At 47.1% G+C, this 17,050-nt stretch carries 14 protein-coding genes and 1 pseudogene; 8 read left to right on the forward strand and 7 right to left on the reverse strand.

The features are described 5' to 3' along the window. Together RMO27_RS23945 and RMO27_RS17565 are read right to left on the reverse strand one after the other, a co-directional pair. Positions 1–102 (reverse strand): annotated as a pseudogene (locus RMO27_RS23945) (cysteine methyltransferase); the annotation flags it as partial. A 15-nt stretch (positions 103–117) separates the two neighbouring features. Further along, positions 118–1,728 carry a S8 family serine peptidase gene (locus RMO27_RS17565; protein WP_309734884.1) on the reverse strand — a complete coding sequence of 537 codons (1,611 nt, stop codon included), beginning with the start codon at positions 1,726–1,728 and terminating at the stop codon, positions 118–120. Positions 1,729–1,920: 192 nt separating this feature from the next. Between RMO27_RS17565 and psaM the strand changes: the two genes are divergently transcribed. Together psaM and RMO27_RS17575 are read left to right on the forward strand one after the other, a co-directional pair. Continuing rightward, positions 1,921–2,010, forward strand: a complete 90-nt coding sequence (gene psaM / locus RMO27_RS17570; RefSeq protein ID WP_106312384.1) for a photosystem I reaction center subunit XII — start codon at positions 1,921–1,923, stop codon at positions 2,008–2,010. 280 nt (positions 2,011–2,290) lie between these two features. Beyond that, entirely contained in the window at positions 2,291–2,707 is a 417-nt protein-coding gene (locus tag RMO27_RS17575) for a hypothetical protein (RefSeq protein ID WP_309734888.1), read from the forward strand. 173 nt (positions 2,708–2,880) lie between these two features. Here the strand turns inward: RMO27_RS17575 and RMO27_RS17580 are convergent, their stop codons facing one another. The 3 genes from RMO27_RS17580 to RMO27_RS17590 form a co-directional block, all read right to left on the reverse strand. Beyond that, the gene (locus tag RMO27_RS17580; RefSeq protein ID WP_309734890.1) at positions 2,881–3,438 is read right to left on the reverse strand and encodes a hypothetical protein; all 558 of its coding nucleotides are present in this window, start codon (positions 3,436–3,438) and stop codon (positions 2,881–2,883) included. Positions 3,439–3,477: 39 nt separating this feature from the next. Beyond that, positions 3,478–5,721 (reverse strand): cation:proton antiporter, encoded by a 2,244-nt coding sequence (locus RMO27_RS17585; protein WP_309734893.1) that lies wholly within the window; start codon positions 5,719–5,721, stop codon positions 3,478–3,480. Between the two features lie 183 nt (positions 5,722–5,904). Then, positions 5,905–6,777 carry a hypothetical protein gene (locus RMO27_RS17590; RefSeq protein WP_309734895.1) on the reverse strand — a complete coding sequence of 291 codons (873 nt, stop codon included), beginning with the start codon at positions 6,775–6,777 and terminating at the stop codon, positions 5,905–5,907. A gap of 208 nt (positions 6,778–6,985) precedes the next feature. Between RMO27_RS17590 and RMO27_RS17595 the strand changes: the two genes are divergently transcribed. After that, a complete protein-coding gene (locus tag RMO27_RS17595; RefSeq protein ID WP_309734897.1) occupies positions 6,986–7,222 on the forward strand; it encodes a hypothetical protein in 237 nt (78 codons plus the stop codon). Between the two features lie 143 nt (positions 7,223–7,365). On the opposite strand, the gene RMO27_RS17600 is transcribed toward RMO27_RS17595, so the two are convergent. Continuing rightward, positions 7,366–8,007, reverse strand: coding sequence for an L-threonylcarbamoyladenylate synthase (locus RMO27_RS17600; RefSeq protein WP_309734899.1), 642 nt, complete (start codon positions 8,005–8,007; stop codon positions 7,366–7,368). A gap of 118 nt (positions 8,008–8,125) precedes the next feature. On the opposite strand from RMO27_RS17600, the gene larC reads away from it, so the two are divergent. After that, positions 8,126–9,562, forward strand: coding sequence for a nickel pincer cofactor biosynthesis protein LarC (gene larC / locus RMO27_RS17605; RefSeq protein ID WP_309734901.1), 1,437 nt, complete (start codon positions 8,126–8,128; stop codon positions 9,560–9,562). 52 nt (positions 9,563–9,614) lie between these two features. Here larC and RMO27_RS17610 read toward each other — a convergent pair whose 3' ends face one another. Then, the gene (locus RMO27_RS17610) at positions 9,615–10,268 is read right to left on the reverse strand and encodes a hypothetical protein (protein ID WP_309734904.1); all 654 of its coding nucleotides are present in this window, start codon (positions 10,266–10,268) and stop codon (positions 9,615–9,617) included. 330 nt (positions 10,269–10,598) lie between these two features. Here RMO27_RS17610 and RMO27_RS17615 point away from each other — a divergent pair, with 330 nt between their 5' ends. The 4 genes from RMO27_RS17615 to RMO27_RS17630 all read left to right on the forward strand — a co-directional run bounded on the left by RMO27_RS17615 (position 10,599) and on the right by RMO27_RS17630 (position 16,929). Continuing rightward, entirely contained in the window at positions 10,599–12,521 is a 1,923-nt protein-coding gene (locus tag RMO27_RS17615) for a M28 family peptidase (protein WP_309734906.1), read from the forward strand. 111 nt (positions 12,522–12,632) lie between these two features. After that, positions 12,633–14,495, forward strand: coding sequence for a DNA/RNA non-specific endonuclease (locus RMO27_RS17620; RefSeq protein ID WP_309734908.1), 1,863 nt, complete (start codon positions 12,633–12,635; stop codon positions 14,493–14,495). 40 nt (positions 14,496–14,535) lie between these two features. Then, positions 14,536–15,603 (forward strand): M4 family metallopeptidase, encoded by a 1,068-nt coding sequence (locus tag RMO27_RS17625; RefSeq protein ID WP_309734910.1) that lies wholly within the window; start codon positions 14,536–14,538, stop codon positions 15,601–15,603. Between the two features lie 96 nt (positions 15,604–15,699). After that, the gene (locus RMO27_RS17630) at positions 15,700–16,929 is read left to right on the forward strand and encodes a hypothetical protein (protein WP_309734912.1); all 1,230 of its coding nucleotides are present in this window, start codon (positions 15,700–15,702) and stop codon (positions 16,927–16,929) included. Positions 16,930–17,050: the final 121 nt, after the last annotated feature.

Below are 17,050 nucleotides of genomic sequence, written 5' to 3' on the forward strand. Positions count from 1 at the left end.
CTGTTCGTAGTCCGCAAAATCTAGGGCGCATAATCGATCGCCATTAGTAATTAAGACGATCGTACCAATTGGCGATTCTATTCGATCGATGAGGAGCTTCATAAATAATCACTAGTATTACTTAGCTGGTACAGTCCACCAGGAGAGGGCATACGATTGACTGGGGAGATTGACGGCGCGCCGAAAATAGACGCGAATTTTGTATTTACCAGGGTCGCGAATTTGATGGAAGATGTGTTGGACGCTATCTACAGAGCTGACGGAAGACCAGACACTCCGATCGAGTCTGGTTTCGTCGGCGCGCATCAGATAGAGTTCGAGCTGATTGAGACCGCGATCGCGAAATTCTTCACCGAGATTGTATTCCCCATTGCCGTTGCGATCTTGCAACTCGACTAGTCGATCCCAGGCGAGAGTGGCAGAGAACCAACTGTTGGCAGCGAGAGGTCGATCGAGGACATAATCGCGGTAGGCAGCTCGATTGAGGGTTTGATAATCCCAGCCGATCGCAGGTACGGGCTGATTCGGGGAGTATTGGCCGGGGCTAAACTGTTGATACGCGCGAAACGCATGTAAGTGACCCGCACCTAATTGGTAATCTAAGGGAATTTTTTGGTCGCGCTCGGCGGCTGATTCCGTCCAATCGCGATTATTTTTGGACAGGAGCGTTCGCGTCATCCCCAGCCGCAAACCATCCCCAGTATCTTGAATTTTATCGGCAGAGTTGAGCAAGACTGCCTTCATCACCTCATGTCGGCGCGCGTCGAGACTCCAATGCGGGCGAACATTATTTGGCAGCTTTTTTTTGGTGCGTAATTGACGATCGCCAAATTCTTGCAATAGGGCGATCGTCCCTGTGACATGGGGTGCGGCAAAACTGGTGCCATTACTGACGATCGCTTTGCCAGCTAAATTGTAAAGTTGGAGATTGCCGCCAGGTGCAACTAACCCGATCGATCGCCGATTGCCAACGTTGACTTCGATATCTTCAATAATTTTGGCAGTCCCGATCGGTGTTTCGCTAAGATTGGCAAAATCTAACTTGCGATAAATACCCTGACGGATATTGGAATAGGCCACATTAATGCCATTGTAGTTATCCGTGGGAATCGAAATGCCGCCTTTCCCTTGATTACCCGCCACTACATAGGCCACATTATGGATTCGTGCCGACCAATCCAGACATTGAGTAAACAGAGCATTCCCATCCAATTTAGCGTCAGGTCGTGGATCGCGACTGAGCGGCTCCCCAAAGCTCAAGTTAATTGCCCGGATGTCTCCACCATTTTGTTTGGCAACGTGTTGGGTGGAGAGGCATTCTTCGGGCTGTCCGGTATCTTTGGGCGCGCCGACCGCCGATGCATACAGACGGGCATCAGGAGCGACTCCCGGCAAGCGTTTATCCCGACCGATCATCATGGAAGCGACCATCATCGCGTGCTGTTCGACATGGGTATTGGCTTTAGCCGCACCATCTTGATAAAAGATCTGTTCGAGTTTGAATTTCGGATCTTTGGCCGCCTTATCCCAGCCAAACTGGCCGGGACGACCGACTTCGACTTGACCGATCGCAATTTTTTTACCAGTCAGATTGTATGGAGATCGCTGTAATTTCAACGCGTCAATCCCCGCACTCCCGATCGAATTGGCGGTAGGTTGTGCCCAGCTAGGGGCGATCGTACTCGCGATCACCGTCCCGATCGCGATCCGCTGCCAATATTTATTCAATCAGCTTGTCCCCATCTAACTACTTGGATCTTTATAACAGTTAAGCATAGGTAGGTCTTCATTCCGTTGACAGTTGACAGCTACTCAGCCCCTATTCCCCTGTTTCTACATTTTGTTACAGTATCGCCAGCTCCAGCCCAAATTATTGCAAACTGTGAACAGGTAAAATCTCTGTGTTTGGAGGAATTTTTGATGTCTGATACTCAAGTCTTTATTGCTTTGGCGGTTGCGCTGATTCCTGGTCTGTTGGCATTCCGACTGTCCACGGAATTATACAAATAACCGATCGGCCAGCGCGATCTTCAAAATCGCGCTGGCTACCTAGTCGATCGATCGAGTTTTAAGTGAGACTGCAACCTAATTTGGGGAGAATGCGCCGATCGATTTTTGCTAGTTGTGAGTGCGGCCACCACCGCAAAAAAAAGTTTACATAATTGATGTGACAAGCCGTATAATAGGAAAAATTTCGATTGGGTCACACTAAGTTGTTATGAACGCACTACCTTCTCTCGATCCATCAACATACCCACATAAGCGCCGCAAACCTCGTAGTGGGCGATCGATGAGTAGTACCAACACAGTGGTAGCTAACGATCCGACTCCGACACAGACGGCTGCGCCTCGTCCGCGATCGCGTCACAAATCCAATCCAGCCTATGCCCATCGCCGTCAGGGATTGGAACTAATTACAAAATCGGTTGCCTATTCAATCTTGTCGGTCTTCGGCGTTGTCACCTTGGTCAACTCGATCGGCTATAGCTTTTCTCAGCGCAGCAAGTTGCAGCATCTCGAACTAGAAGTCCACGATACGAAGATTCGCACCGAACAAACGACAAATAACTTCAATCGTTCTTTCGATCCGCAAGCCCAAAAGAGTGTCATGGCCGAAAATAGCTACAAGGTCGCACCCGACCGACTCCAAATCTTCCTGGTCAATCCCAGTCCCGACAAGCCTTTGCCGAATAGTCACGGCCAGTAAGCAATAGTCGATCTTTGCTGAAAACGGCTCTCCTCGTGATGGAGTTGCTGTACCACCGGATGGGAGTTGGTAGTCGGGAGACAAAAGAAATCAGTTTGTTGACAAAGATCGAAGATCTGACCTCAAGCCAGCAACGCCGAATTGTGAGGGCTAGTAGCAGATCGGCTATTGCCCTAGTGGGATGACGTTGATGGCGTTGATGGTTGTTGGGTCGCCGTAAAATTGACAGGCGATCCTGGGGGATTGTCAAGATCGGTCAACCAGAGTTGTCCTGTTAATTGTTGTAACTGCCGACCGGTTTGAGCGCCACTCTTCACAAACGAGCCACTCAGTCGTAATTGAGATCGGACAGGGCAAGTGGTTGTTGGAATTATGCCATTCAAATCCAATTGTTGTCCTTGCAATCTACCGGAAAATGTCGGTCGGGGTTTGGTGTTAGGTGTTGTAGGCGATCGATCTTTGACTTTAATATTAAGAGTCTCTGCCTTTTTGATATCGATCGCATTAAGGTTGGCATTCAGATAGATACCCGACTGTTGGATATTGAATGACAGTGCTTTGTGTTGGAGACAACCGGGCAAATTTTCCGCGACGATCGGATAAATACCCGCCATCGGTGGTGGTGCTTTGACATTGGCTTCGCCGTAACTAGTCACCAAGTTAAAAAAGCCGATCGCGCTCCCAATCGCCAGACTATATAAACCGATCGATTTAGCTGAGAAAACATTCATGAGTGGCAACGCCGATAAGTGATGGTGGAATGTCGATCCTTAATCAAAGACAAAGCTTAGATGCGAACCAAGCTGACTGTAGCGACGCACGATTAGTAGCGATGAGACACAGTGGATCGCCAATCTGTCGGTATAGCGATCGAGCAGGGGCTTGCGACGTCCCCACGTCCGACCGATGCCCGTAATCGTCAGATCTACGTGCCGCGACATTTCCTCAATTTTGACGATCGGATCGATCGCCTCTAGTACCGAAATCTCGATTCTCGAACTCATTTGGGTTGGTAACTTGGCCAACAGCCGTTGAATTTCGTCACTGAGGCGGCTAGGTTCGCGATCGCTGGAGTTAATTTGGATTAGGTTGAGCTGTCGCTGACGGTCGTTCCAGAGCATTCTCAAGGCGATTTCGACGGCGAGATCGTCATGAAGGTTGGCAGTATAAGGGACTAATAAAGTTTGATATGAACTAGGGGTAGTTCGATCTGTACTAGCATCGATAAATACGGCTACATCAGCCGGCGTCGTGCCCAACATTTTTGCGACTCTCCCACCCAGCCGATTATTGGTAAAAGTAGGCCGATGCCAGCCCAGCACCACCAGATCCGCTCGATCGAGTGCTGCGATGACGGCGGTTTTTTGGGCGACATCGTAGCCGATTTGGACGATCGGTTGAAACATCGCGCGATTAGATGCGACTAGCATTCCTAATGGTTCGAGAGTATCGATCGTCGCGTTGAGCTGTCGCAAGCGGCGATCGATCTGCCGATTGGCTTCAAACGGTGTGCTTTGAAATAAATAGTCTTCCTCTAGCTCGATCAAGCTCAAAGGGTTGATAATCGCAGATTGGCGATCGTTTTGAGCGATCAATATGGCTAGTTGGAATAGTCCTACTTGAGTATTGGGATTGGCAACGGGCACTAAAATCCGATAGCCCGTGGGTGAGAGGACTTCTTTGCTAGTGAGATTGAGCTGTTGCGGTGACAACGAGGAATTAGTCGCCCTCATGTTGACAACTGGTTGCAAGTCAGCAACTGACTGACTGGGTGTGGGTTGCACATCGAGGCGAATCGATTTTTTGGGATAAATCCACTCCAATAATGGGGATGTCATAAACGTCGTCACCAGTGCCATAATTACCAGCATCGTAAACAGGATCGGCGAAATTACGCCCAATTCGAGACCGATATTCAAGACGATTAATTCGGTCAAACCGCGTGTATTCATCAACCAACCCAGTGCGGCAGCTTCTTGCCGATCGATCTGACAACTCCTTGCCGCATAATAAGTCCCGAAATATTTGCCGACGATCGCTACCCCCAAAATTGCCGCACATAACAGCCACAGATCGAGACTATTGAGTAATCCTACCTGCGTTTTGAGACCGCTATAAGCAAAGAAAACTGGGAGTAAAAATATCAGCACAAAATCTTCAGTTTTTTGGGCGATTTCCCTAACTAGTCCGGGGTTTTTGGGCATCACCGTCCCCATTAAAAATGCTCCGAAAATCAAGTGAATCCCGATCGCTTCGGTAATCAAAGCAGACGAGACGACCGCCATATAAATCGCGGCTAGCATCAGTTGAGAGAGCTTGCCCGTGCGATCGTAATAAGTAGACAACCGCCCCAGCAGCCACCGGCCGATCGTCAACATGCCACCAATATAAAGCAATGAATAGATAATAATTGGAATGGCTCCAGCCATACTATTGGTTCTAGTCACCGCAATTGCCAAGGCGAGTAAACACCAAGCAGTCACATCATCTACCGCCGCACAAGTCAATGCCAGCGTCCCCAATCGGGTATTTTGGAGATTATTTTCGGTGATGATTCTCGCCAAGACTGGAAAGGCGGTAATCGACATCGCCGCACCTAAAAACAAGGCAAAAGCCGTAAATGAAACACTCGAATCAGAAACGATCGGGTAGATAACTAATGCTAAGATCCCCGCTAACGTAAATGGCACTAGAATACTCACCCCAGAGGTCACTACTGCTATCTTGAGATTGCCTTGTAAGTATTTGGGATCTAGTTCTAATCCGATTAAGAACATAAAAAAGATCAATCCAATCTGCGACAACACATTTAAAAATGGAATCGCAGACGCGGGAAATAATAATGCTGACAAGTCTGGAGCCAACCAGCCTAATAATGATGGCCCCAATGCAATGCCTGCGACAATTTCCCCGATTACTAAGGGTTGATCGATCGATCGAAACAGCCAACCGACTAGTCGCGATCCACCAATCACAACTAGTATTTCAATTAAGATCGAGACGACGGTAGTCATGGTTAGATGTTAGAGGGTAAAGAGTAGAGGGTAGATAGTAGGCTTTAGGCTTTAGGGTATTGATTGCTACTGAAATTATAAGTTTTAGGCAACTAAGAGAGGGGATCGGTATCGATATTTTTTCGATCTTCGTAATTCTAATTTTCCATCTCAAAAGCCCTCCTAATACCTAACACCTAAAGCCTAATGTCTATTCCACTTGCTCACAAACTCTGCCCCCTTATCTCGTCCATGACGATAGACAGCGAGCAATCCATCTGGGGTAGCTTTGGTGAAGTCTACACCCAACTGCTTGAGATGGACATCGGGACGAATAATCTGGATGGGAACGCCATGACTGTGACTGGGAATTGGATCGATATGAAACATATCTCGATACATCGTGCCTGGTTCGTTAGCAATCGCGATCGTTTCTTGATAACCTGCAGCCACCATCGCTAGTACCGGACACAGGCAGGTATAAGCCGCATCGACATAGGGCTTGCCATCAATCCAAGCGGGAATTTCCCAGGCGTGCATGATTCGCGAGGAGGCATAAGCCACCGCTGGATAGTTATTTGGGGTAATGCGATGCCCAACTTCGAGGTGATGGGTACTAAATAAAGTGAATCGCAGATTGGTATCTACCCAACTGCGATCTTTGTCAACCGAGGCTCTTAATAGGCTTTTGCCTAGATCCTGGGCGAGGGCTGTTTGCGTTTGGGCAGCGGCACCAGGGTGAATTACGGCATTAGTCGCGATAAATAAAGTAGGTGTGTGGGACTGATAGAGATCCTGCCGTAACTGTTTGCTAAAGACTCGAATTCCGCGCTGGACGACTTTACTCATATTTTGCTGGGGTTGCTCTAGTGCGGCCAACCCTGCTAACCAATAGTCTATCCCTAAATCCTTGGCTCGACCGATCGCTGCCCAACTTGCCGGTATCACCGATGAAGAAGCCGCTGCATAAGCGTCGGCGACAATTCCGGCTTCTTCTAGTGCCGTCAATACTCCATGAGCAAAAGCCCCTTTAAAACTACCTACTGGCGTAGCGATTGCTAGAGATTTTCGCTGCACTATTTATCTAACCCCAAAATTCACCATCACCTATTCTATCAAACAGCAACTTGCACGCAGTCATCGTTTTTTGCTTATGTCCGCATCTACGCCGATCGTCTTGTCTTACAGTCCAACCAATTGTAATTGGAAGATCTCAGAATTATAATCATCTGGAATCTCATCGATCGAGACTGAAGATAACTAAAATACTGACTGACACACCCATATGAAAAATCAATCTGCTCGTCAAATTTTAACGGTACTCGCCGTTGGCATCGGGATTTTCTCCTCTCTCAACCTGGCTTTATTCGCTCCAGCCGCCGAGGCCGCTTGCCGTCCCAATGGTCGGAGAGTTGCCGGTCGTGCTGTGCTCACTTGTACTGGCCGAACTCGCTGTCGTCCTACCGGTCGTTATAAGACGGTTAGAGGCGTTCGCTATCAGATTTTACGTTGCCCTAGCTAGGTTTTAGGTTTTAGGCTTTAGGCTTTAGGAAGTAGTGAATAGTGGATAGTGGATAGTGGATAGTGGATAGTGGATAGATTTTAAAATAGTTCTCTATTATCCAATCCCCCAGTCCCTCAGTCCCACAATCTCCCCGTCCTAAATTAGAGCCAAGCTGCGACTTCAGACCAGCCTAGACCCTCCCGAATCACTTCAGGAGGGTCTATTGTCATGTCCAGGATCGTCGAGCTTTCTATTCCTGGCTCAGAACCATCGTCGATGATGATGTCTACCAACTTATCCAGTCGATCGAATAATATGGCTTTCTCGACGTTGTCGATCGGTTCATCGCCATCTTCATCTTGAATGTGTGCGGATGCGGAAATGACCGGATTGCCTAAAGTCTCCAACAAGACTTGACAGATAATATGTTTCGGGACGCGAATTCCGGTTGTTTTGCGTTTGGGATCTTGGACGAGTTTGGGGACGAGCTTGGTAGTTGGTAAAATAAATGTATAAGTACCAGGGATCAGATGTTTCATCAATCGATATGCCGGATCGGAGACGACTGCATATTCGGAGATATTCGATAAAGACTGACACAAAAAAGTCAAGGGTTTGTCATTGGACATCCGTTTGATCTTGCGCACCCGATCGACTGCTGACTTAGAATTGAGATCGCAGCCGATCGCGTACACTGTATCGGTGGGATAAAGCATCACTGCACCATTTTTCAAGGCCGCCACGATCTTATCGATCCGCCCAATCTGTGGTGTCTGAGGATGGATTTCGTAAAGAGTAGCCATGTGAATTAGTTGATAGTTGATAGTTGATAATTAATAATTTAATTATCAACTTAGATCTGTTAGTACCGGATCGATCGCAATTAATCGTTAAGTCAGCCACCCAATTTTTGATTTCAATATGATAAAAATTGCCTATTTAGAATGTCAAACTGGAATCGCTGGTGATATGTGCCTGGGCGCATTAGTTGATGCTGGCGTCCCGATCGAATATTTAACTACTCAGCTCGCTCGGTTGGGAATTGCTGCTGAATATCACCTCTGGGCAAATAAGGTTCATCACAATGGTCAAATTGCCACCAAAGTACATGTCGATTTGACGGCTATTGCCTCATCAACGCCCCTGGGACATCCAGAACATACTCACGATCGTTCACATGTCCACGAGCATTCGACGCATAGCCAACACTCTCACCATTCACACTCACACTCGCACTCATCGTCAGTCAGTAGCCAGCCAAATCTAGAGCCGCAACATCGCACTCACTTTGTCAGTGCCTCAGCAACAGCACATCACATCGAACAGCATCACCATCATTACGACACTCCCCAGCGCAATCTCCCCCAAATCGAAAAGCTGATTGAGGCCGCAAATCTGCCGGCTAGAGCGACACGATGGAGTTTGGACATCTTTCGCCAACTAGCGATCGCCGAGGGTGCCGTCCACGGTATCGACCCATCTGAGGTGCATTTTCATGAAGTCGGGGCTGTCGATGCGATCGTCGATATCGTTGGGACTTGTTTGGGCTTAGATTATCTCGATGTTGCCAAGATCTACTGTTCGCCATTACCCACCGGTGGCGGTACTGTCCGCGCCGCTCATGGGATTTTACCCGTACCAGTACCTGCCGTGCTCAAGTTATTCTCTTCGCGCAATGTCCCCGTCTATAGCAACCAGATTGATCGAGAATTAGTCACACCGACTGGGGCGGCAATCGCGGTTACTCTAGCAACTGAATTTGGTGCACCACCAGCGATGCAGCTCCAACAGATCGGTTTGGGTGCCGGGACGATCGAGTTACCAATTCCCAATATTTTACGCCTGTGGTTGGGCACTGAAACAGCATCATCAGTGTCTACAACTGCGGCAGTTCGTCCCGAATATCTAGAAACGATCGAAGTATTAAGTACCCAAATCGACGATCTCAATCCCCAAGCGATCGGCTATATCTTCGATCGCTTATTTGCAGTTGGAGCTGTGGATGTATTTACCCAACCGATCGGCATGAAAAAATCCCGATCGGGTATATTATTAACCGTTATTTGTCCTGTAGATCGATCACCTGATTGCGAACAAATTATCTTTAAAGAAACCAGCACATTAGGCATTCGTCGCGATCGGCAGACACGATCAATCCTGCCGCGATCGATCCAATCTGTGGTCACTAAATATGGAGCAGTGAGAGTAAAAGTTGCGCGCAATAATTTGGTTGATGATAATTCTATCGTCAATATCCATCCAGAATATGCAGACTGTGCGGCGATCGCGCAATTACATCAGATCCCTTGGCGAGAAATTCATCAGCTAGCATTGATGGCTTGGCATCATTTAAACTGACACAATTCAGACTCCGAAGATTTTGATGCGATGTAAGTTGGTGCTCGATCGACTACGAGTAATAATTAATAATTAAACAGTTGATGGCATTCCCATTAGGATCCAGCTCCTTTAAAATCGCAAAAATATTATTCATGTTTTTTTCTGAGTCTACCGATCTGTCGAGATTTTGTAAGATCGAAGATTGAATCTCAGTTTGGAGATGTTGCTTGATTACTTTAGCCTGAAAACCTTGGTTGCGATCGTTTTTATTTGCTGGGAGCGGCGATCGATCTAGCACATCGATTGTCATCAATTGTGCTGATTGAGTAATTCCTCCTGATTCAAAAAAAACGATTGAATGACATCGATCTGCAACCATCCAGTCCTCCGAAAACTGAAAATTGGTTGTTGTTTCATCACAATAATCGATCTCACTTTGTGCGTCTCGATCTCTGACTGAGATCGATGCTTGACAACGTTCTAGTGTCGATCGAATATTGCCCTTGCAAATACTCTCTCCTAATAATTTAGACAATAATTTCCATAATCTTGCAGCAACGTGCTTAATATAATCCGTCTCATAAGATAATCGATCGGCGATCGACTTATAAGTACCACCCGCCCAGATTCCTAAAACGATCGTCGATTCTAGATCGTTTAGTCTTCTTTGCTGCGCTCGATCTAGGAGTAGATCGAGCGATCTGACAGCTTGCTGTGCGTCCATAAACTATTCAGTTGTAAAAAGTATCTTTGACGATCTGGCTGATTAAATCGGATCTTGGATTCTCCTCAGCACTGAAAGCGAGTTCTTCCGTAGGCTCTACTGTCGATTTCTATATTTTTATTTGTATTGTTTTGTATATTCTTAGAGTATATCATCCGCGATTACTACTATTTGTAGTTTGTGTTGCAAAAATTTACATACTACTAGGCTAATAACTCACTTTTTCTCACCGACAACTCGATCGATCTGCGGATAGGATGTAGTCATCAAATATTTACTTAGCTTGCTGCCGATTAGTTTTTCAAAACCTATTCGCCAAAGGGTGTGGAAATGAACATAAATAGAGCATCAGTAGTCTTTTTTGATATTGGGGATACGTTGGGAACGGCGACAGTTGCTCATCCTGATTTCCATTTAGAGCGGATTGAGATCTATGCATACATCCCAAATATCCTGCAACAATTAACAGAAAGTGGCATCAAAATCGGGATTATCTCTAATACTGGCAATGAAACAGCCGCCAGTATGAAAAGAGTGCTGGTAGCGGCTGATATTTACCACTTTTTTCAGCCAGAACTACTGATTTATAGTTCGGTTGTGGGGTTTAATAAACCCTCGCCAGAAATTTTCCGCATCGCGGCTACCGCCGCAAATCAAACTACAAAACCACAGCATTGCCTCTTTGTTGGTGAAGATGGCAAGGAGCGGAAAGCAGCACGGAATAGTGGTTTCCAAGTAGTGCCTCACCCCATTTTGGTTGGGGATGTATTAAACGGCAACCGGTTGAGATATATTCGCGTTAGTGTCACCGCTGCCCAATCCGAGCTGGCATGGCGAGCGGCGATCCGAGATTTAGCGGTTGTGCCCTTGTATGTAACGGGCGAACATGGCGATCGAGTGTATGCGATCGCGACGACGACAGCGATTACGCAGCTTGACGATCTGGGCTTTGGGGTCGCTCGATTGGGCAGTGAAGGCGATCCGTTGACAACCGAAGTATATTTATTGCGGGACGATCGCCAAACGAGTACGGGCTTCCTCAATCCCCAGGGACAATCTAGTCGCTTTTTTGTCAATGATCAAGAATCACAATGGGTGTTGGCTTCTTCTCCTGAGGGCATGTTTATTGCTTTACCTGGAGATCGCTCGATCGAGGAATATCATTTTGAAGATGCATATCACGGGCACAATCTCAAGCTCTTACCCGATCTGAGCTTGCTCGAACCGTTTGGCGAAGGTAATAATGCCAGAACCGCAGGCTTCGTTCAAGCCGCGATCGTCGAACCAGCTTTGAGCGATGTGGAAGTCACAAAATTTAAAACTATTACCCTAGATGCAATTCGGGGATATTTAGACAGATATGCCGGTGTCAAACCGCTAGATGGAGCCACTGGAACTAAAATTAACAGCCGACATATTCAGAGTTCGGAAATTGGTTTAGTCACCGCAGCGTTAGCCAAAGATCTCGAAACAATCGGTGGTGGTAAATTCACGATTCAGCTCAATCGCTTTGTGCATGAAGGGCGCGAACTGGATAACGTCGCCGCCGAGCTAAAGGGGAGCGAATCCTCAGAAATCGTCCTAGTCACCGCTCACTTAGATTCTACGGCGGCTTCGAGCCATACCCCTAGCGATTACGATCCTGATCGCGATCCCGCCCCTGGAGCCGATGATGATGCTAGTGGTGTGGCGGCAGTATTGGCGATCGCCACTGTCATCCAACAATTAGCAACCATTAAACCACCCAAACGCACGATCCGATTTGTCTTATTTAACGGCGAGGAGCATGGTTTAGTCGGCTCTCAGGCTTATGCCAAATCCCAAGCCGCCATCGCCGCACCAATTGTGGGCGTATATCAAATGGATATGGTCGGCTACAACGTCAACCCCCCGCGCTCCTTTGAAGTGCATGTCGGTTATGCCGCTGCCGCCAACGTCCAGAAGCGATCGCTCGTCCTGGCGAAACGGCTCAAACGGTTAGTTTCCGTCCTATCCCCGAACTTACAATCCCCCCAAATTTATACACAGCCAGATCCGGCTGAAGGCCGGAGCGATCATGCCAGTTTTCACCAACGCGGCTATGCAGCTTGTGTCACCTCCGAAGATTTCTTTGCGGGGCCGTTGCCGACATCGCCTACCGCCGAGCCTAATCCCAATTATCACCGCGAGGGCGACACATTTGTCGATTTTGACTATGCGGCTGACATTGCCCGTCTCGTCGGCGCAGCAGCCTGGTTGACCGCTAATTTATAAGCATTTTCAATCGAGTCCTATTTTTCAGCATTTTTTATTGGTTAAAAATCAATCGCTGTCAAATCAGCAATAACAGCTCTTTACTTCTCAACTAGTTCAGAAAATAATTATATGCCTAAGAAAACAGTTTCAACTGAAAATTTAAAAAATTTCATCCGCAAAGAATCTGCTCACTTTCTCCAGCAAGAAAATATCACTTCTGTTGGCATTGGCTACAAAATTAAGGATGGCAAGCCAACTAAGGAGTTAAGTATTCAATTTACAGTCGGTCAGAAGGTGGCACTCGAAGAGATTGGAAGTATTGGTGCGGTAAAAATCCCCGAATCTTTCACGATCGATGGTGTCGAGGTTCCCACTGATGTGATTCAAAGAAGCTACGATCTGAGTGCGCGAGAAGTAAAACAACTAGCAGTTCCCAAACGGAAAATCGCGATCGATCCGATCGTTCCTGGTGTCAGCATTGGGCATCCCCGCATCTCTGCTGGCACAGCAGGTTGTGTTGTTTTTGATAAAAATAATGGTACTCCCTTCATTTTATCAAACTGGCATGTGCTCCAAGGCGCAGATGGAAACATCGGTGATGAGATTGTGCAGCCCGGTGCTCACGATGATAATCGAGTCGATCGCAACATTGTGGGGAAACTGGTGCGGAGTCATTTAGGAGTAGCTGGAGATTGCGCGATCGCCTCGATTGACAATCGACAACTGGCTCCAGAAATCTTCGATCTCAATGTTGGTGTAGCTCGAATTGGCGAGCCAGACTTGGGAGATCGAGTAATTAAGTCTGGGCGGACGACAGATGTCACCTATGGCATAGTCCAGCGCATCCAAGTTACCACCCGGATTGACTACCGGGGAGTCGGTTCAAAAGAGATCGGCTGTTTTGAAATTGGACCCGATCCAGCGCATCCAGCCGCAAATGAAGAAATTAGCATGGGTGGTGACTCTGGTTCAGCATGGTTATTTGTCGATGACGATGACATTACAGATATGATGCTGGGGCTGCATTTTGCTGGAGAAGTGGGTAATCAGCCCGAACATGCACTGGCATGTTATGCGGGATCGGTATTCGAGAAATTGAGCATCAGCCCGATCCAGCCCTTAGAGAGCGTAATTGAGGCTTTAGGGAGCATCGGTTATGCCGAAAACTTTCTCAGAGAGTCGATCGCTATGCCTACAGCCGCAACTGATGAAGTAAAAAACGATCTGTTGGCGGTGAGTGGGCTGACAGTTATCAAATATATGCATTTCTCTCTATCCATGAGCCGTTCGCGTCGCTTCGCCCGCTGGGTAGCATGGAACATTGATGGCGGATCGCTGAGGAGCTTAAGTCGCAAAGGAATACAATTCAAACAAGATCCCAGGCTGCCTAGTAATGCCCAAGTCGATAACGATCTTTACAAAAATAATCCGCTCGATCGCGGACACATTGCCCGCCGTGCAGATCTGCTCTGGGGTAGCTTATCGGAGGCAAAGAAGGCAAATACAGACTCGTTCTTTTATACCAATATCACACCCCAGCATGAAGCTTTTAATCAGTCATCAGCCAACGGTATTTGGGGCGCATTAGAGGATGCCATTTTTGCCGATGTGGATGTTGAGGATTTACGAGTGACAGTGATGGGCGGTCCCATCTTCTCGAATAGCGATCCAGTCTATCGGGGAATTCAGCTTCCCAGACAGTTTTGGAAAACCATTTATTTTCGGGAAACTGGAAACCCCGCGATCGATGTCAAAGGCTATGTCCTCACACAAGCAGATCTACTCAATCAGATTGAAGTACTCGAACTACCTGAGTTTTCAGTTTACGAGGTGCCAATCTCCAAGATTGGTGAAATGACTGGGCTGTCGCTGCAACTTGGTGTCGAGGCGGAAACTCTCGCTAATGTCCGTCGCGGGCAGGTGCGCCAGATTACAGAACTCGCACCAGCAAAAATTCGGCGCATTTCCTCAGTTAGTGAAATCGTCAGCTAATCATCTGGAAAAACTACTAATTTATCAAGGAGAATCAAAAATGCTTTTTTGTAATCATCCCTCTTGTCACAATCCGCTACATTGCTTTCTGCCACCCTATGTGATCGATCGACTAGTCGAATCTGGAGACGCGGAAATTCGTCGGTTAGGAATTGACGCAACGGCTAGTGCCGCAGAAGCGCGTACCATGCGATCGATGCTTGCCAATATGCCCCTGATGGCAGCTATGGCATCACCCGCAGGCACAAAGCATCGCCTGGTTTACGACATGAAAAACCGACAATCTCCACTTCCTGGAAAACTAGTGCGTTCGGAGGGCGATCCAGCAGCCACAGATGAAGCTGTCAAAGAAGCTTACGATTACTCTGGTGCTGTCTATGACTTTTACAAAGCAATATTCAACCGTAACTCTCTTGACGATCGTGGAATGACTCTAAAGTCGAGTGTTCATGTCGGTCGGCGATATAACAACGCTTTTTTTAATGGAGCGCAAATGGCTTATGGGGACGGAGATGGTCAAATTTTTATCAGATTCACCAAAGCAATCGATGTAGTAGCTCACGAGTTAACTCATGGCGTAGTTTCATTTACCAGTGATTTAGAATACCAGGATGAATCTGGCGCATTGAACGAGCATTTTGCTGATGCTTTTGGCGCAATGGTTAAGCAATGGTATCTCAAACAAGATGTCAATGCCGCTAACTGGTTGAATGGCGACACGATTATGGGACCAGCAGTCACAGCCAAATGTATTCGCACCTTTAAAGAAGGAAAAGCTTATGATAACGATCCCCTGCTGGGCACAGATCCTCAACCCAAACACATGCGCGATAAAGACACTGGCACTGATGATAATGGCGGCGTACATATTAACTCTGGCATTCCCAATCATGCTTTCTACAAAGTTGCCCTAGAAATAGGTGGTAATTCTTGGGACAAAACTGGCAAAATCTGGTACCAAACTCTCAAAAATCTCAATCGATTTAGTCAGTTCCAAGAAGCAGCTAGTATGACTCATACGGTCGCCGGTTCGCTATTTGGGGCTGGGAGTTTAGAGCAGCAAGCTGTCAAAAATGGTTGGAGTGCGGTCGGGATTACGGTTTCATAGTTTGGGGTTTCATGCTTCAACCCAACAGCCCTAGTGTTAAAAATCCGTCACCAAACCAAATTTGGTGACGGGATATCATTCATAGGAAACATCATCATGTCAACCGAAAAAAGTAAACAGTCAGCAGCAGATAAAGATCGCGGTAAAGTCAAAGCGATCGCCGAAGCAATGATCGCTCTGCCCCCAGCAGTCGATCCGCCGATTGCTGGTTCGCGGACGCGAATTTGGAAACAAGATCCCTCAGTTAAAGAACTCGCGCTACCCAGGGATGTTTATATCCACGCGCAAGTCAAAGAAGGTCCCAGTGACTCCCAAATCGTGATCAGAGGTTTATCTCCAGTCACCCCAGACTTGAATCAAGATTTTCTGATCGATCCGGCTAGCGATGAAAAAGCCTTTGATGCGGTACATACTTATACGATCGTTCGCCAAGTGCTGACGATGTACCAGCGAGTTTTAGATCGCAAAATTCCGTGGCAATGGAATACAGGTACTAATCAAGATCCGCTCTCAGTTCATCCTCAAGCAGGCAGAACTGCAAATGCTTTTTACAGTCGTGATGAAAAAGCTTTAAAGTTTTTCTTTTTCAAACCGGATAGTCTACCAGCCGGAAGTCCTGATGTGTTTACCTGCCGCTCTCTAGACGTGGTTGCCCATGAAACTGGGCACGCCATTTTAGATGCCCTAAAACCAAATTGGTTTTTTCGTAATGTCCCAGCCCAGACGGGTGGACTGCATGAATCTTTTGGTGATATAACTTCGATTTTGACGATCCTATCTCAACTAGATCTGGTTGAATATATCGTCGCCCAAACCAAATCGGACTTACACCGCCGGAATATTCTGGCTGTTCTCGCTGAGGAATTCGGCAATGCGTTTGGGATGCCAGAGGGTTTACGCAATGCTGATAATAACTTGAAACTCAGTGAAGTAAGTGATGAGGTTCATGATATTTCTCAGGTATTTACTGGGGCTTTTTATGACATTTTGGCAGATATATTTACAGCTAATCGCAATCCGCGTCTGCGCGATGATGCGATCGTTTTATATGAAACTGGTCGATATATGGCGGGTTTGATCATTCGATCGATCGAAAAAGCTCCAGCTAATAATGCTATTTATGCAGATGTGGCTAAGGCGGCAATCGCCATTGCCAAGGCGGATGGCCATCCAGATTATGCCACTTTGATTGAAAAACATTTCACCTTACGGGAAGTATTGGGTGCCCAAGCTTTTGCCGGACATCCCGATTTAGCTCATCTGGGCATATATCCCAGTCGGCATGGCTGTTGTGGCACTATGCAGCATCCAGAGTATCAAACTTAATCCTGTTGTGAAATTTTACCCGTAATCGTCGTGTTATTAGTCAAACCGATTGTGTTGACATTGGCGATCGCCAGTACAACTTTATTAATACAGTTCTTCTCGCTCCTAGACTATCCTAGAG

It is taken from the genome of Chamaesiphon sp. OTE_75_metabat_556 (assembly GCF_031378165.1).
GTDB lineage: Bacteria > Cyanobacteriota > Cyanobacteriia > Cyanobacteriales > Chamaesiphonaceae > Chamaesiphon.